This window comes from Flavobacterium facile (assembly GCF_036321945.1).
Lineage (GTDB): Bacteria > Bacteroidota > Bacteroidia > Flavobacteriales > Flavobacteriaceae > Flavobacterium > Flavobacterium facile.
Map to the genome: position 1 here is coordinate 272099 of NZ_JAZAYT010000031.1, position 15162 is coordinate 287260.

General features: G+C 30.5%; 13 protein-coding genes. 7 read left to right on the forward strand and 6 right to left on the reverse strand.

Annotation, left to right across the window (positions count from 1 at the left end; translation table 11 throughout):
* Positions 1–45: 45 nt before the first annotated feature.
* From era to UEQ13_RS07790, 6 genes are all read right to left on the reverse strand, one after another.
* The gene (gene era / locus UEQ13_RS07765) at positions 46–930 is read right to left on the reverse strand and encodes a GTPase Era (protein ID WP_329805777.1); all 885 of its coding nucleotides are present in this window, start codon (positions 928–930) and stop codon (positions 46–48) included.
* Between the two features lie 114 nt (positions 931–1044).
* On the reverse strand, positions 1045–1497 hold the full coding sequence (locus UEQ13_RS07770) for a KTSC domain-containing protein (RefSeq protein WP_329805778.1): 453 nt from the start codon (positions 1495–1497) through the stop codon (positions 1045–1047).
* 720 nt (positions 1498–2217) lie between these two features.
* Complete coding sequence (locus UEQ13_RS07775) at positions 2218–2721, reverse strand: hypothetical protein (protein ID WP_329805779.1); 504 nt, start codon at positions 2719–2721, stop codon at positions 2218–2220.
* A gap of 533 nt (positions 2722–3254) precedes the next feature.
* A complete protein-coding gene (locus UEQ13_RS07780; protein WP_329805780.1) occupies positions 3255–3509 on the reverse strand; it encodes a hypothetical protein in 255 nt (84 codons plus the stop codon).
* A gap of 507 nt (positions 3510–4016) precedes the next feature.
* Positions 4017–4274 (reverse strand): GlsB/YeaQ/YmgE family stress response membrane protein, encoded by a 258-nt coding sequence (locus tag UEQ13_RS07785; RefSeq protein ID WP_329805781.1) that lies wholly within the window; start codon positions 4272–4274, stop codon positions 4017–4019.
* Between the two features lie 240 nt (positions 4275–4514).
* Positions 4515–4688 (reverse strand): hypothetical protein, encoded by a 174-nt coding sequence (locus UEQ13_RS07790; protein WP_329805782.1) that lies wholly within the window; start codon positions 4686–4688, stop codon positions 4515–4517.
* A 946-nt stretch (positions 4689–5634) separates the two neighbouring features.
* Between UEQ13_RS07790 and UEQ13_RS07795 the strand changes: the two genes are divergently transcribed.
* The 7 genes from UEQ13_RS07795 to UEQ13_RS07825 form a co-directional block, all read left to right on the forward strand.
* Complete coding sequence (locus UEQ13_RS07795) at positions 5635–5904, forward strand: FtsX-like permease family protein (protein ID WP_329805783.1); 270 nt, start codon at positions 5635–5637, stop codon at positions 5902–5904.
* 275 nt (positions 5905–6179) lie between these two features.
* Complete coding sequence (locus tag UEQ13_RS07800) at positions 6180–7925, forward strand: sensor histidine kinase (RefSeq protein ID WP_329805784.1); 1746 nt, start codon at positions 6180–6182, stop codon at positions 7923–7925.
* Positions 7926–7975: 50 nt separating this feature from the next.
* Positions 7976–8632: a response regulator transcription factor gene (locus UEQ13_RS07805; RefSeq protein ID WP_329805785.1), complete on the forward strand. Its 657-nt coding sequence runs from the start codon at positions 7976–7978 to the stop codon at positions 8630–8632.
* A gap of 198 nt (positions 8633–8830) precedes the next feature.
* On the forward strand, positions 8831–10357 hold the full coding sequence (locus tag UEQ13_RS07810) for a hypothetical protein (protein ID WP_329805786.1): 1527 nt from the start codon (positions 8831–8833) through the stop codon (positions 10355–10357).
* A 6-nt stretch (positions 10358–10363) separates the two neighbouring features.
* Positions 10364–10672 (forward strand): hypothetical protein, encoded by a 309-nt coding sequence (locus UEQ13_RS07815; protein ID WP_329805787.1) that lies wholly within the window; start codon positions 10364–10366, stop codon positions 10670–10672.
* A 761-nt stretch (positions 10673–11433) separates the two neighbouring features.
* The gene (locus UEQ13_RS07820) at positions 11434–11988 is read left to right on the forward strand and encodes a hypothetical protein (RefSeq protein ID WP_329805789.1); all 555 of its coding nucleotides are present in this window, start codon (positions 11434–11436) and stop codon (positions 11986–11988) included.
* The coding region (locus tag UEQ13_RS07825; RefSeq protein ID WP_329805790.1) for a beta strand repeat-containing protein at positions 11985–15162 on the forward strand (3178 nt) is incomplete at its 3' end. The genes UEQ13_RS07820 and UEQ13_RS07825, both read left to right, overlap by 4 nt.

Below are 15162 nucleotides of genomic sequence, written 5' to 3' on the forward strand. Positions count from 1 at the left end.
TTACTCTTTACTAATTATTCTTTACTAATCACTATTGATTAGTCATTATTTTTGATTATATCCGAATCTTCGTAATTGGAAAGCATTGCTTCTCCAATCTTTATTCACTTTTACGAAAATTTCAATATGTATTTGTTTGTCGAAAAACAATTCTAAATCGGCACGAGCTTGCATACCTACTTTTTTCAAAGCTGCACCTTTATGACCGATAATAATTCCTTTCTGTGTATCGCGTTCCACCATAATAACAGAACGGATTTTTATTATTTTTTCTTCTTCAAAAAACTCTTCCGTTTCTACCTCAACCGCGTATGGAATTTCCTTATCGTAATTTAATAAAATCTTCTCACGAATGGTTTCATTTACGAAAAAACGCTCTGGTTTGTCAGTTAAAGCATCTTTTGGATAATACGGTGGTGAAACTGGCAACAATTCTACAATTCTATTCAACGCTTCTTTTACATTGAAGTTTTCTAATGCCGAGATTGGAAAAATTTCTGCATTAGGCACTTTAGCTTGCCAAGTTTGCACTTGTTCTTCTAACATTTCCTGATTCGACTTGTCGATTTTATTCAACAAAAGTAAAACTGGAATTTTAGCATGAATAATTTTATTGAAAAACTCTTCGTCTTTTAATTCTTTCTCCCCAATTTCAACCATATAGATTAAAATATCGGCGTCAGAAAAAGCACTTTTTACAAAATCCATCATGCTAGTTTGCAAATCGTAAGCTGGTTTGATAATTCCTGGCGTATCCGAAAACACGATTTGATAATCTTCATCATTTACGATTCCGAAAATTCTGTGACGTGTGGTTTGTGCCTTACTGGTGATAATAGACAACTTCTCACCTACCATAGCATTCATTAGGGTTGATTTCCCTACGTTTGGATTTCCAATAATATTTACAAAACCTGCTTTGTGCGACATATATTTATTTATTTATTTTGCAAAGGTACATAAAAAAAGCCACTCGTTTCAGAATGGCTTTTTGCTATAATCTGATTAAAACTGTTTCTCGAAATACTCGAAATACTGTTTTAATTATTCTGCAGCTACTAATTTACTAGCGCTACGGTATGTGAATTCGTTATAAATGTGACGACGAGCAAAACGACCTGGTGATTCAGCGTTTACCATTTTCACATACGTGTTTCTTGGTACACCAAAATATTCGAATTTACTTCCGTCTACAAAGCTAATATATAAGACACCTTTATCCATATGAAAATCAGAAATTTGAGAAGTTGTAGTAGTAGCTGTGTATTCTGCTTTTACTTTTTCTCTAGTTTCTGGAGCTATACTTACTAAAAAGTGGTAGGCTTCAATAATGTTCTTACTTCTTTCTTCAGCTGCTAAACGCTCAACTGGATCTGCAATAGTATCAGGATGATCTTCCTTCATACTATTTCTATATATTGTTTTTAATTCTTTTAATGTTGCTTCTCTGGTAACATTAAGTAACTTTCTGTAACCAATAATTTTCTGTGTAGTCATAAATTTTCAAAATAAAAGTGCAAAAGTAGTGATTTTTATTTTCAAAATCCTAAAAAAATTAATTAATTTAATGTTAATTTATTGATACTGAGTAAATTACATAAAAAAAGCTCCACATTTCTGTGAAGCTTCTTAGTAGCGGGAACAGGACTCGAACCTGTGACCTTCGGGTTATGAGTTTAAAAATTTAATTTTTTAAAATCATAACTCATTGTATATTAACTAATTAAAAACAACATTTCTGAGTGAGAAAGCAAAAAACGTTTACTGTTTTGTTTACTTTTGTGAAGTGCAAATATATAAAAATTATTCAGTATAAAAATATTTTTAATAAAATTCAAAACAAATCATATTCTTATTCTTATTCTTTTAACACAAATAAATTCAAATTATAGAAATCTCTTTTCAAAAAAACGGGTTGTTATTAAAAAACAAAATCTTTTATTTTTTTATTTTTTTTCAAAATGACAATCTACGCAAAGTTCAAAATAAAAAACCTTGCTTTATCTTTGCTTTGAAATTTCTTTGAGTAAAAATTTTAACTTGAAGAAAACTCATTTATTAACTTTTCAAATTTACATTTTTTTATTTCATCCGATAACATACTCATCAAAATAATGAAAATAAAAAACTTTAAAATATTAAGTTAATATAAGGAAACAAACTCACTAATTTCAAATTAAGTCTTATCAGTCTAGTATTTTAAAAACTAATATAATTTTAAACATAAGAACAGTTATTAGGAGACGAAACAGATGCGCTAGCTCCATAATGGGTTATGGAAGCAACTAAACACATACTTTCATGCCCACAAGCAAGTCCGTAAAAATTTTCTCTTTTCTTTATTGTAATCTTATTGACATTTTTTCCTCTTTCCATTCCTCTGTCATTTCCATGTCTCCATCTAATTTCTAAATTCTCTACTTGAACTCTTTTACTATTAGGATTAGACGTTTTTGTAACCCAAGCTTCAAAATAGTATTCTGCATGAAATAAATAACATTTTGCCTGCCATTTTATATTTAGCCAAAGGGGCTCGTCAACATCCTTATTATTAACTAAACGATTTTGTAAATTATTATTTAACCCTATAGAGACTTTCTTAATTTTATCATCAAAATCTGAAATTATCTGGTTTAACCTTTTATTATAGTATCCTTTTGGTATATCATGAAAAATAGGAATACTTGAAAAAGAACTAACAGATTGAATTAATTTATTCATAACATAATTTTAGTGTTCAATAATTATATTTTCTATTAAATATTTTTTTTTTCGAATAACGTCATTACTTCTTATTCAACTTCTTCAAATACTCGAGTAAGTTCAATGTTTGTATAATCTTTCTTTTGTTGATTTTAATTCTTTTATTTATTACCTATTAGCTGATAATAAAGTAAAACTTCAGATTTTCCTTTTAATACATAGATATCACCTCAGTTTTTATTTTTTTCTGCAATAAAAAATCCTTTATCCGTATAATCATCCACTACCACTTCTTCATATGTTTCAGTATTGTTGTAATCTATAACAAATTCAAAGATTCCTTCTTAAGTTCTACTATTTGAGTTAATTGTTAGGGTAATTTTACTTCACAATCTATACAGACTGTCCTTTCAAAATGTAGTCAAAGACTTCATTTGGCACATTCATTTCCAACTTTTAATAATTGATTATTCCTCTCTAAACATTAAAAAAACAACTTATTACACCAATTACAAAAACAATAAACACCAATAGTAATAAAACTATGTTTTTCATTTTAATCCTATTCTAAATAAACTGTCAATTCTCATTTTTAATGGTGTGTAAAAATTTGCCTTTGGTCTTGAAATATCAATAAACTCAATTTCATTAGTATTTTTATATTTTGAAGCAACATCATTTTTCTCATAACAAACTAAAATTCTGTTTTCAAAGCATTCTTTAAAACGGAAGAAAGCTACAATATCAAATTCATAGTATGCATTAAAAACAGCTACATCGTCAGAATTAAAATTTTCAATTTTCATATACTCAACACTATTAAGCCGAATAAAATTATATTCTTTTGAAAACTTTTTTTTTAAAAAAATAAAAAAAAATCTTCTCCTATCATAAACGTATATATTTTTCAATTTACCACCTTTACATATTCTGTTTATATGATCAACATCTTTTCAATTTTAATATTATCTTTTGATATTTAAGGATTGTTGCGAGACAGAACATATTACCTAAATCTCCCAATTTCTAATTACAAAAAGTTTAGTAATTAGATATGCCTGTCTGACGCAACAATAAAAACCATTTCAATATTATATACTTAAACCTTTTTTTACCTCAGGCATTACAATGCCCCCCAACACCTAATTACCAGAAGTAAAAGTAATTAGTGTAATTACCTGAGGTAAAAAAAAAATTATCTTATTTGTTTTTTTGAATTTAAAAAAAATGTTGTTCAGACAGCAGCGTATAATCAATATTACTATGTTCTACTACTAACATAGTCCTAAATAGCTGCCTGAAACAACAAAACCTTAATCTATTTTTATCTTTTTAATTATTGAAAACAAATACAATAATTGTAATGCGCCTACAATAGTTATTATTGTGTTCCATATAAATATCAAATTATCTACATCAAAAACGAGTCTTGTAGAATACCATTTACCTAATAGCCCACCAACAAATCCAATTACAATGTTTGTTATTTGGTTAAATCTAATATCTTCAAAAATATTGCCTGCTAACCAACCAGACAAACCGCCAATTGCTAAAAAAAATAATATATGCATAATTATATTTAAATTATTATAAAAAAGCTTGTTGTTCAGGCAATTATTCTTAAAAAAACTATCACATAACAATAAAAGACAACCTTTTTTATTCATTAAGTCACAGAATTGATTCAATATTTTTTTTAATTTATTGCTTTAAATTTGAATTTTAACTAAAGCAATAAGACATAATTGAAATAAACCCCATAACTAAAACAAAACTATCCTTAACAGCTTTAATTCTTATTCAAATTACTTTTATAACATTTTAATCAAAGCTTTAATCTCTTCTACTATTGAAAAATATTTAACATTTAAAGGATCATTATTCTTTATTAATTCATCTAATTCTCCTTCGTTCAAAAGGAAAATCTCTCTATCTACAGAATCCCTTTCTTCTAATAATTTTTCTAATTTTTCATCCTCTAACATAATAAGAAATTTCTTTAGCACTAAATAGGGTTAATAACTACCCGATACAAACAAATTTATTTTCAAACATTTCTCCTATCAGAGAGAATGTTAACAATAACAAAAAGGGAAAACAGATAAAATCATGTAACTGCAAATTTTACTTTCGTTTTTTTAAATTTAAATTAATACCATTTAGCTAATTTAATTCACAATAAAACATGAACTTATTTTGTGACTAATGATAAACGGTTTACAAAAATAAGCAGGAGTGTATCAAATATTTGTAGAACAATATTTTTAATATCTTTAGAACAAATACTACTTAAATTTAAAACAAAAAACACTTCTGAATTTGACTTACATTGTTGTTTGGATTTAAGTTATTATAAAGAAAACATTCATTATAAAAATAAAAAACATCAATTTTTAATTAAGATGCACAAAAAAAATTGAACATGTAAAAGGAAATCTGAAAATTACCTTTCGACAACTAACGTTGCTATTTGAGATGTGCTTGTAAAAAAAAAAAAATTAAAATGAGAATCCAATGAACAAAACTATTGGCTATTCAGGCATTAAATTGGCAGTTAAGAGCTTAGATATCAAATAGAAAATCTTCAATTGCACCTGAAATAGCAACTAATTTTATTGATGAAAAATTAAATCCGGAAAATAATCCTTGGGGAACTTTCAATTTTGGTTTATTATTAAAACTTAAGAATGTCGAATCAAAACAAAAAGTTGAAGCGGCAATTGAAAAATCGCATTATGAAAACAATTTACTTCGATGGGCAAAAGAGGAAGGAATTACACACGATGAAAATTTAAAAAACATGATGAAGAACCCAGAAAAATAGTTTTAGAATCACTAAAACATGTTACTTCATTTAATAGTAAATGATTATCCTGGAGGCAAAAAAATTATCAATTTTTTTATAATTATGATGGGGTTGTCTATTTCAATTTGATTCTTTCTATTGTGAATTATTTCAATCTTTCTATGACAAACGCTATACAACTTACAAACGAAGTAGAAGTTAGAAAAAGTAATGGAGTTTCTAAATCAAATAGTATCAAGCAATTTACTTTTGAAACTATTTTATTTACTTCTTTTTCATTGTTGTTAGCCTTAATTTTCGTAGAATTATCGCTATCTCATTATAATAAATTTTTTGGAAAAGAATTAATCATTTATAGTAAGCAATTTTACACTCAATCACTTCTTTTTTTTTAACATAAAAACACTTATCTCTAAATTTTAAAATTATTTTTCACATATTCTTAAAAATTTATCTAAATACGTAGTATTTATTCTACATTTATATAAAAATTTATACTACAAAAAAAAGATTACATATACTCTATTTTTGCCTTATAAAAAAGGTGTTTTATTTATTACAATTTAAAATAATGTTTTGCTTTATTATATCTATTTATTTTTAATAGACAAAGCCGCATCTAACTGTAAGAAATTTAAGTATTAAGAATTAATATTAAATATTAAATATTTTGAAAAAAAACGTATTGAAACAGTTTGATTTAAGAAACCCTAATTTCAAACATAGAAAAGTAGTACATTTTGCTTTATTGACAAGTATTATATTATTACAACTTTTACTTCTTGTGATATTGTATAATGAGATTTTTAATGAATCCAAATTAGATACTTTAGAAACGGAGTTGAAAATATCTGACCAAGCAAAACATTTTAGTGACCTTACCAAAGGTAACTATATTACTGCGCAACATAATTTGCAGAATTATATTCAAACTAAAGACAATCAGTATTTAACCAATTACAATACTGCACTCAATACTCTTAACCAAAACATTGATAGTTTAGCAAAAACTGTAGACAAAAGCAATTCATTTTCTCTTTATTTGAATCAAAAAGATTCAACCAAATTATCGATAAAAGAACTTAATAAAGCAATTGATTCATTAATCAATATTCAGATTTTACCTAGTACACAATTTGAAAAAGATTTATTGAAATTAAATAGTTTTAATTATGAAGATGTTTTGAATAGTATTAATATTGAATCGTACATGCTGGTTGATACTATAGAACGCAAAGGCCTTTTTTCAAGATTAGGCAATGCTATTTCCGGTAAAGTAGATGTACAAAAAGAAAAACTTAATGTAGTTGTATCTATGAAATACGGCAAAAAAGTAACTACAGGAAATATTGAGGAGCAATTAGCTGCCGCCTTTAAAAATACGAACAACTATTATCAGAACGAATTTTTAAATTACAAAAACAAGCTTACAACCTTAAAAGGAAAAGATTCAAATTTTTTAAACAGAAACAATCAGCTTTTAAACTATAGCGAATTACTCTTAAAAAAATATGATGATGCCTTAATCTCTTTTACAAATGACTCTAAATTTAAATTTCAAAATCAATACAAAACAAACAAGTTAATTCGAAATTATACTGTAATTGGATTGGTTATATTTATGGTTATTATTTCTGGAATACTTATTTTATTAACTCGCTTGGCATTTGAATATGAAAAACGATTACTATTGGCACAAGAGAAAATTCAACAAAACTTGAGTTTTAAAAATAGAATAGTAGGTATGATTAGTCATGAAATTAGATCACCTCTTAATATTTTGTCAATATATAGCAAAAACATCAGTAAACAAATTAAAGATGAAAGTTTACAAGAATCGTTAAAATCGATACAATTTACAACTAACTCTTTATCGCTTTTAGCTAATCAAGTTTTAGACTATTCAAAAAACGAAAACAAAAAATTAGAATTGAAAAAAAGTGATTTTTACCTAAAAGACGAATTAAATGAGATACTAAAATCGCTATCCAGTTTTGTGCAAAACAATGGGAATCAACTTGAAATAGAAAATAAAATTCCCGAAAACTTTCTTATACATTCTGATGCCGTTAAAATTCATCAGCTTTTTTATAACATTGTTGGTAATGCCAATAAATTTACTAAGAATGGACTAATAACCATTTCACTGGATTCTGAAAAAAAATTAGACCATAAAATAAACTTACTTGTTACTATTAAAGATAACGGAATCGGTATTAACGAAGATGATTTACAACATATTTTTGAAAATTATCATCAGGGCCAAATATCAGCCGATGTAAAAAATCTTGGTGCAGGATTAGGCTTGAATTTATGTAAAGAAATTATTGATTTGTTTGATGGCACAATCAAAGTTAGCAGCAAAAAAAATATAGAAACTATTGTTTCTTTCAATTTGCTTTTAAACTCAAAATAATAAAAACCGCCCCCCTTTGTTTTAAGTTTAATTAAATATTTATAATAGCCATGGAGAATAATTTTAACAAGTTTAGTTTTATCACCGCAGATGACCATAGTGTAGTTACTAAATCCTTATCTTTTATTTTAAAAGATTTATACAAAGACCCAATTGTATTTCAAATTGAAAACATTAGTGATATTATCAAAGTATTAAATGACAATACAGTTCATTTACTTTTACTTGATGTTGCTTTTCCTGATGGCAATAGCCTTGGTATTATTCCTACCTTAAAAAAAATGCAACCCGATTTAAAAATTCTTATTTTTTCTGGGTATGATGAAGAAATTTATGCCATAAGATATATCAATGCTGGCGCTAATGGCTTTTTGAGCAAAATTAGTTCTGAAGAAGAAATTAAAAATGCTATTACAGCTGTTATGAACACAGGAAAGTACCTGAGTAAAAAAATTCAAGAAAAAATTATGGATAGTTATATCTTGAAAAAACCAGCTAACCCCTTAGAGCAATTGTCAAATAGAGAATTAGAAGTTGCAAAACTTATGGTAGATGGCTATGGCAATACTGAAATTTGTGAAGCGCTTAATATCCAAAAAACTACTGTAAGCACCTATAAAACAAGGATTTTTGAAAAGACTGGTATTGACAACCTTTCTTATTTAATACAATTATTCAATTTATATTGGAAAGATGATAAACAATAAAATTTAAACCCAAAAATTATTTTAAAAAACTTAATTTGTGGTTTAAATTCTACTTTTTTTGAATTATTTATTCTACATAATCTTATTTTTTTGTTTTTTAACTTTGCTTTTAATGACTGATTTTATCTTCATCAAAAATGCGTAACTATTTAATAAATAAGATAGTAGTCATTAAAAGCAAACTAAAAAACAATCATCATGAAAAGAGCATTATTTTTATTCTTAATAACCTCGACGTTTTATGTGCAAGCACAGGTTGGAATTGGAACAACATCTCCTGACGCTACTTTAGACATTGAAGCTGCTAACCCTACCGGAACGACCACTAATGTAGACGGTATTTTAATTCCTAGAGTTACTCGTGAAAGAGCAATGTCTATGGCAACAGTTCCTGTTTCTACTTTAATATATGTTACTGAAACAACAACTGGTTCAGCAACTTCTACAGCTATTAATATTACAACTGTTGGATTTTACTATTATGACGGAGCAGTTTGGCAAAAAATAAATACAGGTACAAATACTAACTGGTCTTTAACTGGTAATTCTGGAACAACCGCTGGCACCAACTACATCGGAACATCTGATGCAACTGATGTTAGAATAAAAACCAATAATGTTGATAGATGGAATATTTCTAACACCAATAATGGTCAATTGCAATCTTATTCCTTAGGAAGTGTGACTGCCCCAACTTATTCTTTTCAAGCAGACTCTAATACAGGTATTTGGAGTTCTGGTGCAGATGTTTTAAATTTTTCTACAAACGGTAGTGAAAGAGCAAGAATATTAAATGGTGGAATGGTTGTAGGAAGTACAACTGCAATTGCTGGAGACCGATTTTCATCCTACGGATTAACCAATGAATATGCCGTTAATGGATATGCAATTGGCGCAAATGGTGTTGGTGTTTATGGTGCTGCAACTGGAGCTACTGGATTTGCAATAATTGGCAGTAATACTAATGCAAGTGGTACCGGAATAATTGGTGCTGGAAATAATTTAACACCTTCATACATGGCAGCCGGCTCTGGTGGTGCTTTTACAGGAAGTAGTATGGGGTTAATAGGATTTGGAAGCACAGCTGGAAGTGGCTGGGGTGTATTAGGCGCTGGAAACAATGTTGCAATTTCTACTTTAGCTCAAGGTGGTGGTGGTTCTTTTTCTGGAAGACAATGGGGGGTATTTGCAAATGCCACAATATCTGGTAATGGAGCTGTAGACAGAGCTGCTTTTATTGGTAATTTTAACGAAACTTCTACTGCAAGAACCGTTTATTTAGGCGCACGAATTGGAGGTGTAAATTACAAGGTTCTTGGCACAGGTTCTACTTCTGTTTCTACAACCATGCCTACAAGAGATGGCGAAAGAATATTGTTTGCACCAGAAGCACCCGAAAACTGGTTTTTTGATATTGGCGAAGTTGAATTAGTGAATGGAAAAGCTATAGTACAATTAGACCCTCTTTTTGTAGATTGTATCTCTGATTCAAAACCTTTTAAAGTTTTTGTACAAGGTGGTGAAAACACAATGGGTGCTATAAAAATAACTCGTAATCAAGATGAAAAATCTTTTATATTAGAAGATCTTGGTGGCGCAAGTAATGGAACTGTTCAATATTCTGTATATGCTATTTGGAAGCAAAAAGAAAATTTACGTTTTCCAAAATATGAAAGCCCAATCCAAATTGAATATATTTCTGCCACATCAGAAAATAAAAAATAGAACCTAATGAAAACTTACTATGTTTTTGATTCTTCGGCATATTATGTTTCTAAATTACTAAGTAATTTTTCGGTAAATAAAAAAATTAATTTGTGTTTTGTTTCAACAGACCATAAAATTGAACAGAAAGAAATTATTTATATAGTAAATGATTTAAGTGACTTTGTTGACTATTTAGTTATGAGAGAAAAACATATTCAAACCCTTTTAGTGATTACAAGTGTCTATTTGATTAAAAAACTAAGCTTAACTAAAACATTTACTTTTTACACCTATGAAGAATTAGAAAAATATTTAGAAAAAACAATTTGTTAAATTTTAGTTAGATTAAGGCTTCTTAATTATTTTATGTTTAGTAATTTAAAGTGGAGCATAGTGTTATTAATATTCTTGAGGGGGTACTAATTACAAATAGCTCCACTTTTTTTAAACAATTTAATACTTTTTGAAATTGAATAGTTTGCGTTTAAGCCCAAATTATTTGAGAAAAGTGTCTAAAGAACTAGTGGACATATAAGATATTTTTTTTATTTGATTTAGCTCGCCTAAACCAAAATTTCTTCTTCCTCGAAATGACAATTAGCAAAAATTACTGGTTACAACAAATTCCTCTAAATTAATTTTATTTTAAATAACCACAAAAGTAGTACAAGTTCTACTTTAACACCATTTAATGTACTACAAATACTTCGTTTACAACCTTTTACCTTTGTTATATAATTTCTCAATCTAGAAAAATGGCTCTACCCCGCCGTAATACTTTGCGTATTTATACAGCTTTTGATAGATATATCCATAAGGATACTATATACAATTGCTACTATATTGTATTTAAGGGCTTTTTAAGCTGTGTGGTGGTTTTTTTTTCTTTATTAATTACCCCTAAAATAATTAACTCTCTATATAGCTACTTTTTTAATCCACTCCCCAGGAGGCGCATTGTAGTGCTACCCCATTTTATTTTATAGCTTTTATAAAATAAAAGAATTAAAAAGTGCATTTGGCTTAGCACTCAAAAAAAGCCTACAAATAAAATTTGACAAAAATTTAAAATTCTAACCCTAATTATTTTTTTTATGAAAAACAATTATTTTTTGCGATGGACGCAGCGACTGCTGTTCTTGCTTACCATTATGGTTGGCTTGAATGTTTCTGCTCAATCCTTCATTGTCAGTTTTCCTGACCATGCTGTCGCACCTACTCAAAACCCAAGGAATGTAATTGTAGCCAACGGCAGCTCACTTTTAAGAGTGCGTTTAGACGTTGCCGCAGCATCTACATCCGGGGCAAGCGTAACGGTACAACTACCCACAGGGGTAGAATATGTTACGGGGTCTGTTGCCAAAGCAGCAGGAACAGCAGCACTCACCATTGCAGATAATGGCGGAGTTGCAAATGCACCAAATCTTTTAGTAGGACCTGCAGCACTTGTGCCAGGTCAGTTTATGGAATTTACTATAGATAGGACAGTTTTAACTTCTGTTGTTATGAATTTGAATGGACCATCTATAGATGCCTACATTAATATGTATACTTCACAATTTATATCTAATTCAGGCGAAATTGCAGTGGGTCTTAATAACCTAATGAGCGTAGAACCTTTTACTAAAATTAAAACAATTCTCTTATGATTAAACTTAGAGAATTGAAAATTAATATTATGAAAACAAATAATATATATATGAGCGAAAACAAATCTAACAAGGTTAGTTTTGTTTTGACTGATAGTGATAAAGTGAATAGTTCAAGAAGTACTATAAAATCAATTGTGTTTGATTTTATAAGCAAAAAAGCAAATTATATGGCATTTTTGTTTCTTTTTTTACTTTCATTTATAAATGCAAGTGCACAGACAAGTGTTACGCCAGAGGCTGGTTATTCTAATGCTTTAAGATATAGTTATACAGGAAGCGATCAAACATTTACTGTTCCTGCCGGCGTATATAGTATTTATGTAAAAATTTGGGCAGCAGGAGGTTCGATGGAAACAGTAAACCCTGCTCGAGGAGGGGCAGGTGGTTTTACAATGGGAACCATTCCTGTTACACCAGGTCAAGTTTTGAAAATTATGGTTGGGCAAGGAGGATTGCAACTTGGAGGGACATCTTATGGTTTTGGTGGTGCTGACGGCGTTAGCTCTAGTGGTTTTTGTAGTGGAGGTAATGATGCTTCTGGTGGAGGTTTGAGTGGTATATTTACTGATAATTTACCCATTACAAATACATCACATGCTAGAGCTTTGCTTATTGCAGGTGGCGGTGGTTCAGGTGGACTTATGACACAAAGAACTGTTGGTGAATATGCTATATTATCTGGTCAACCAGGAAATTCTTTAACAATTCCTTATAATAGTACTTTTAATGGTTCTTCTGGAGATGGAGATTGTGTTACTAGACATGGTGAACAGTCGGCTGGTGCTGGAGGAGGATATGGAGGAGGTAATAACTCAGCTGTTTATTCAAGTTTTTCACAGCCTGCTTCTATTGGAGGAGCTGGATATATTTCTTCTGTCGTTACTGGAGGGAGTATGTTGGGTACATCTTATGTAGAATCTATTGCTAATACTATTCCTCCAATGACTTCCGATGTTCATTATGTTTCTGGAGTCGGAGTTGGGGGTTATGGTAATACGGGTGATCCAACAGTTCCAGGTGGTAATGGCATGGTTGTTTTGGAATATGCAGTTAATTGTATAAATCAACCAACTATTGTTTTAAGTGCTACGAGTGGTTCTACATGTGTTAGCACACCAATAACTGTTAGTGGAAATACTTTTGGAGGAAGTGCCACAGCGGTAACTATATCTTCAAATGGTTTAGGTACTGTTACAGCATCAGCTTCAAGTTCACCATTCAGTTTTACTTATACGCCAGGAGCTGGTGATGCAGGTAATGTTGTTACAATTACTGTAACAACAAATAACCCAAATGGAGCACCTTGTACAGCTGCTACAGCTACTTATAGTTTAACTGTCGCACCTAACAATACTACTTCAAGTAACGTTACTCGTACAATGTGTATTGATACAGCTATATCTCCTGCATTAACACATACTACAACAGGTGCAACTGGTATTGGTGTAGCAACTGGTTTACCAACAGGAGTAACCGCTAGTTGGGCATCTAATTCTATATCATTAACTGGTACTCCAACTGTTGCAGGAACTTTCAATTACATAATTCCTTTAACAGGAGGTTGTGGTTCAATAAATGCTACTGGAACTATTATTGTTACGCCTAATAGTTCAGCTTCATCGAATGCAACTCGTGTTTTATGTGTAAACACATCTATATCACCAGATATAACGCATACAACTACTGGAGTAACAGGAATTGGAGCAGCATCAGGCTTACCTACTGGAGTAACAGCTAGTTTCTCTTCTAACACCATAACTATAAGTGGTACACCAACATCAATGGGAACTTACAACTATTCTATTCCTTTAATACCTGATTGTGGTTTAGCATCAGCTACAGGTACAATCGTTGTAAATGGACCCGTTTCTATCACAATTTTACCAGCAACACCAGGTACTGTTTGTGTAGGAGGTGCAACAACTTTAAATGCAACACCAGCAGGTGGAACTTGGACTTCAAATTCACCAAATGCAGTTATTACTCAAAACAATGCAGACGGTACAGCATTTGTAACCATCAACGGAACTGGAGATTTTACTTTTAATTATTCTCATCCAGGAGTAGCAGGTGTTTCATGTGCTAACAGTGTTAATAATATCACTTTAGTAACAGGAGTTGCAAATCCGGCTACACCAACCGTATCTACTACAGTAGCTACATGTAGTGCAGCAGGCACAGCTTCTATTACAAACTATAATGCAACTTATGTATATACATTTGCGCCATCAGGTCCAACTGTAGGAGCAGCAGGTACTATTACAGGTATGCTTGCAGGACAAAGCTACACAGTAACAGCAGCTACCGTAGCAGGAAATTGTACTTCATTGCCTTCAGCACCATTTAGTGTTCAGCCAATGCTAGTTACACCAGCTACACCAACAATAGGAAGTGTAATACAACCTACTTGTTCAGTAGCTAATGGTACTTTTGTAATTACTAATTATTCTTCAGCTAATACTTACTCAATTACGTCGCCAACTGGAACTGTAGTTTCAGGACCAACAGCAACAGGTTTAGTAACAGTAACTGAAGGAGTATATACAATTACTGCAAATGCTAACGGATGTACAAGTGCGCCAGTTAATGTAACTATTAATGCGCAACCAGTAACGCCAGCAGTTCCAACTGTTAGCCCAGTTACTCATCCAACATGTTCAGTTGCAACAGGTAGTTTTACAATAACTAACTATAATGCAACCAATACTTACACATTTGTACCAGCAGGTCCAACAATTGATGCGTCAGGAGTTGTTACTGCTTCAACTGGAAGTTATACATTAACAGCGAGTGCAAACGGATGTACAAGTGCATCAGTAAGTGTTACTGTAAATGCACAACCAGCTACACCAGCTACACCAACAATAGGAAGTGTAACACAACCTACTTGTTCAGTAGCTAATGGTACTTTTGTAATTACTAATTATTCTTCGGCTAATACTTACTCAATTACGTCGCCAACAGGAACTGTAGTTTCAGGACCAACAGCAACTGGATTAGTAACTGTAACGGCTGGAAGTTATACTGTAACTTCTACGTCTAATGGATGTACAAGTGCGCCAGTTAATGTAACTATTAATGCGCAACCAGTAACGCCAGCAGTTCCAACTGTTAGCCCAGTTACTCATCCAACATGTTCAGTTGCAACAGGTAGTTTTACAATAACTAACT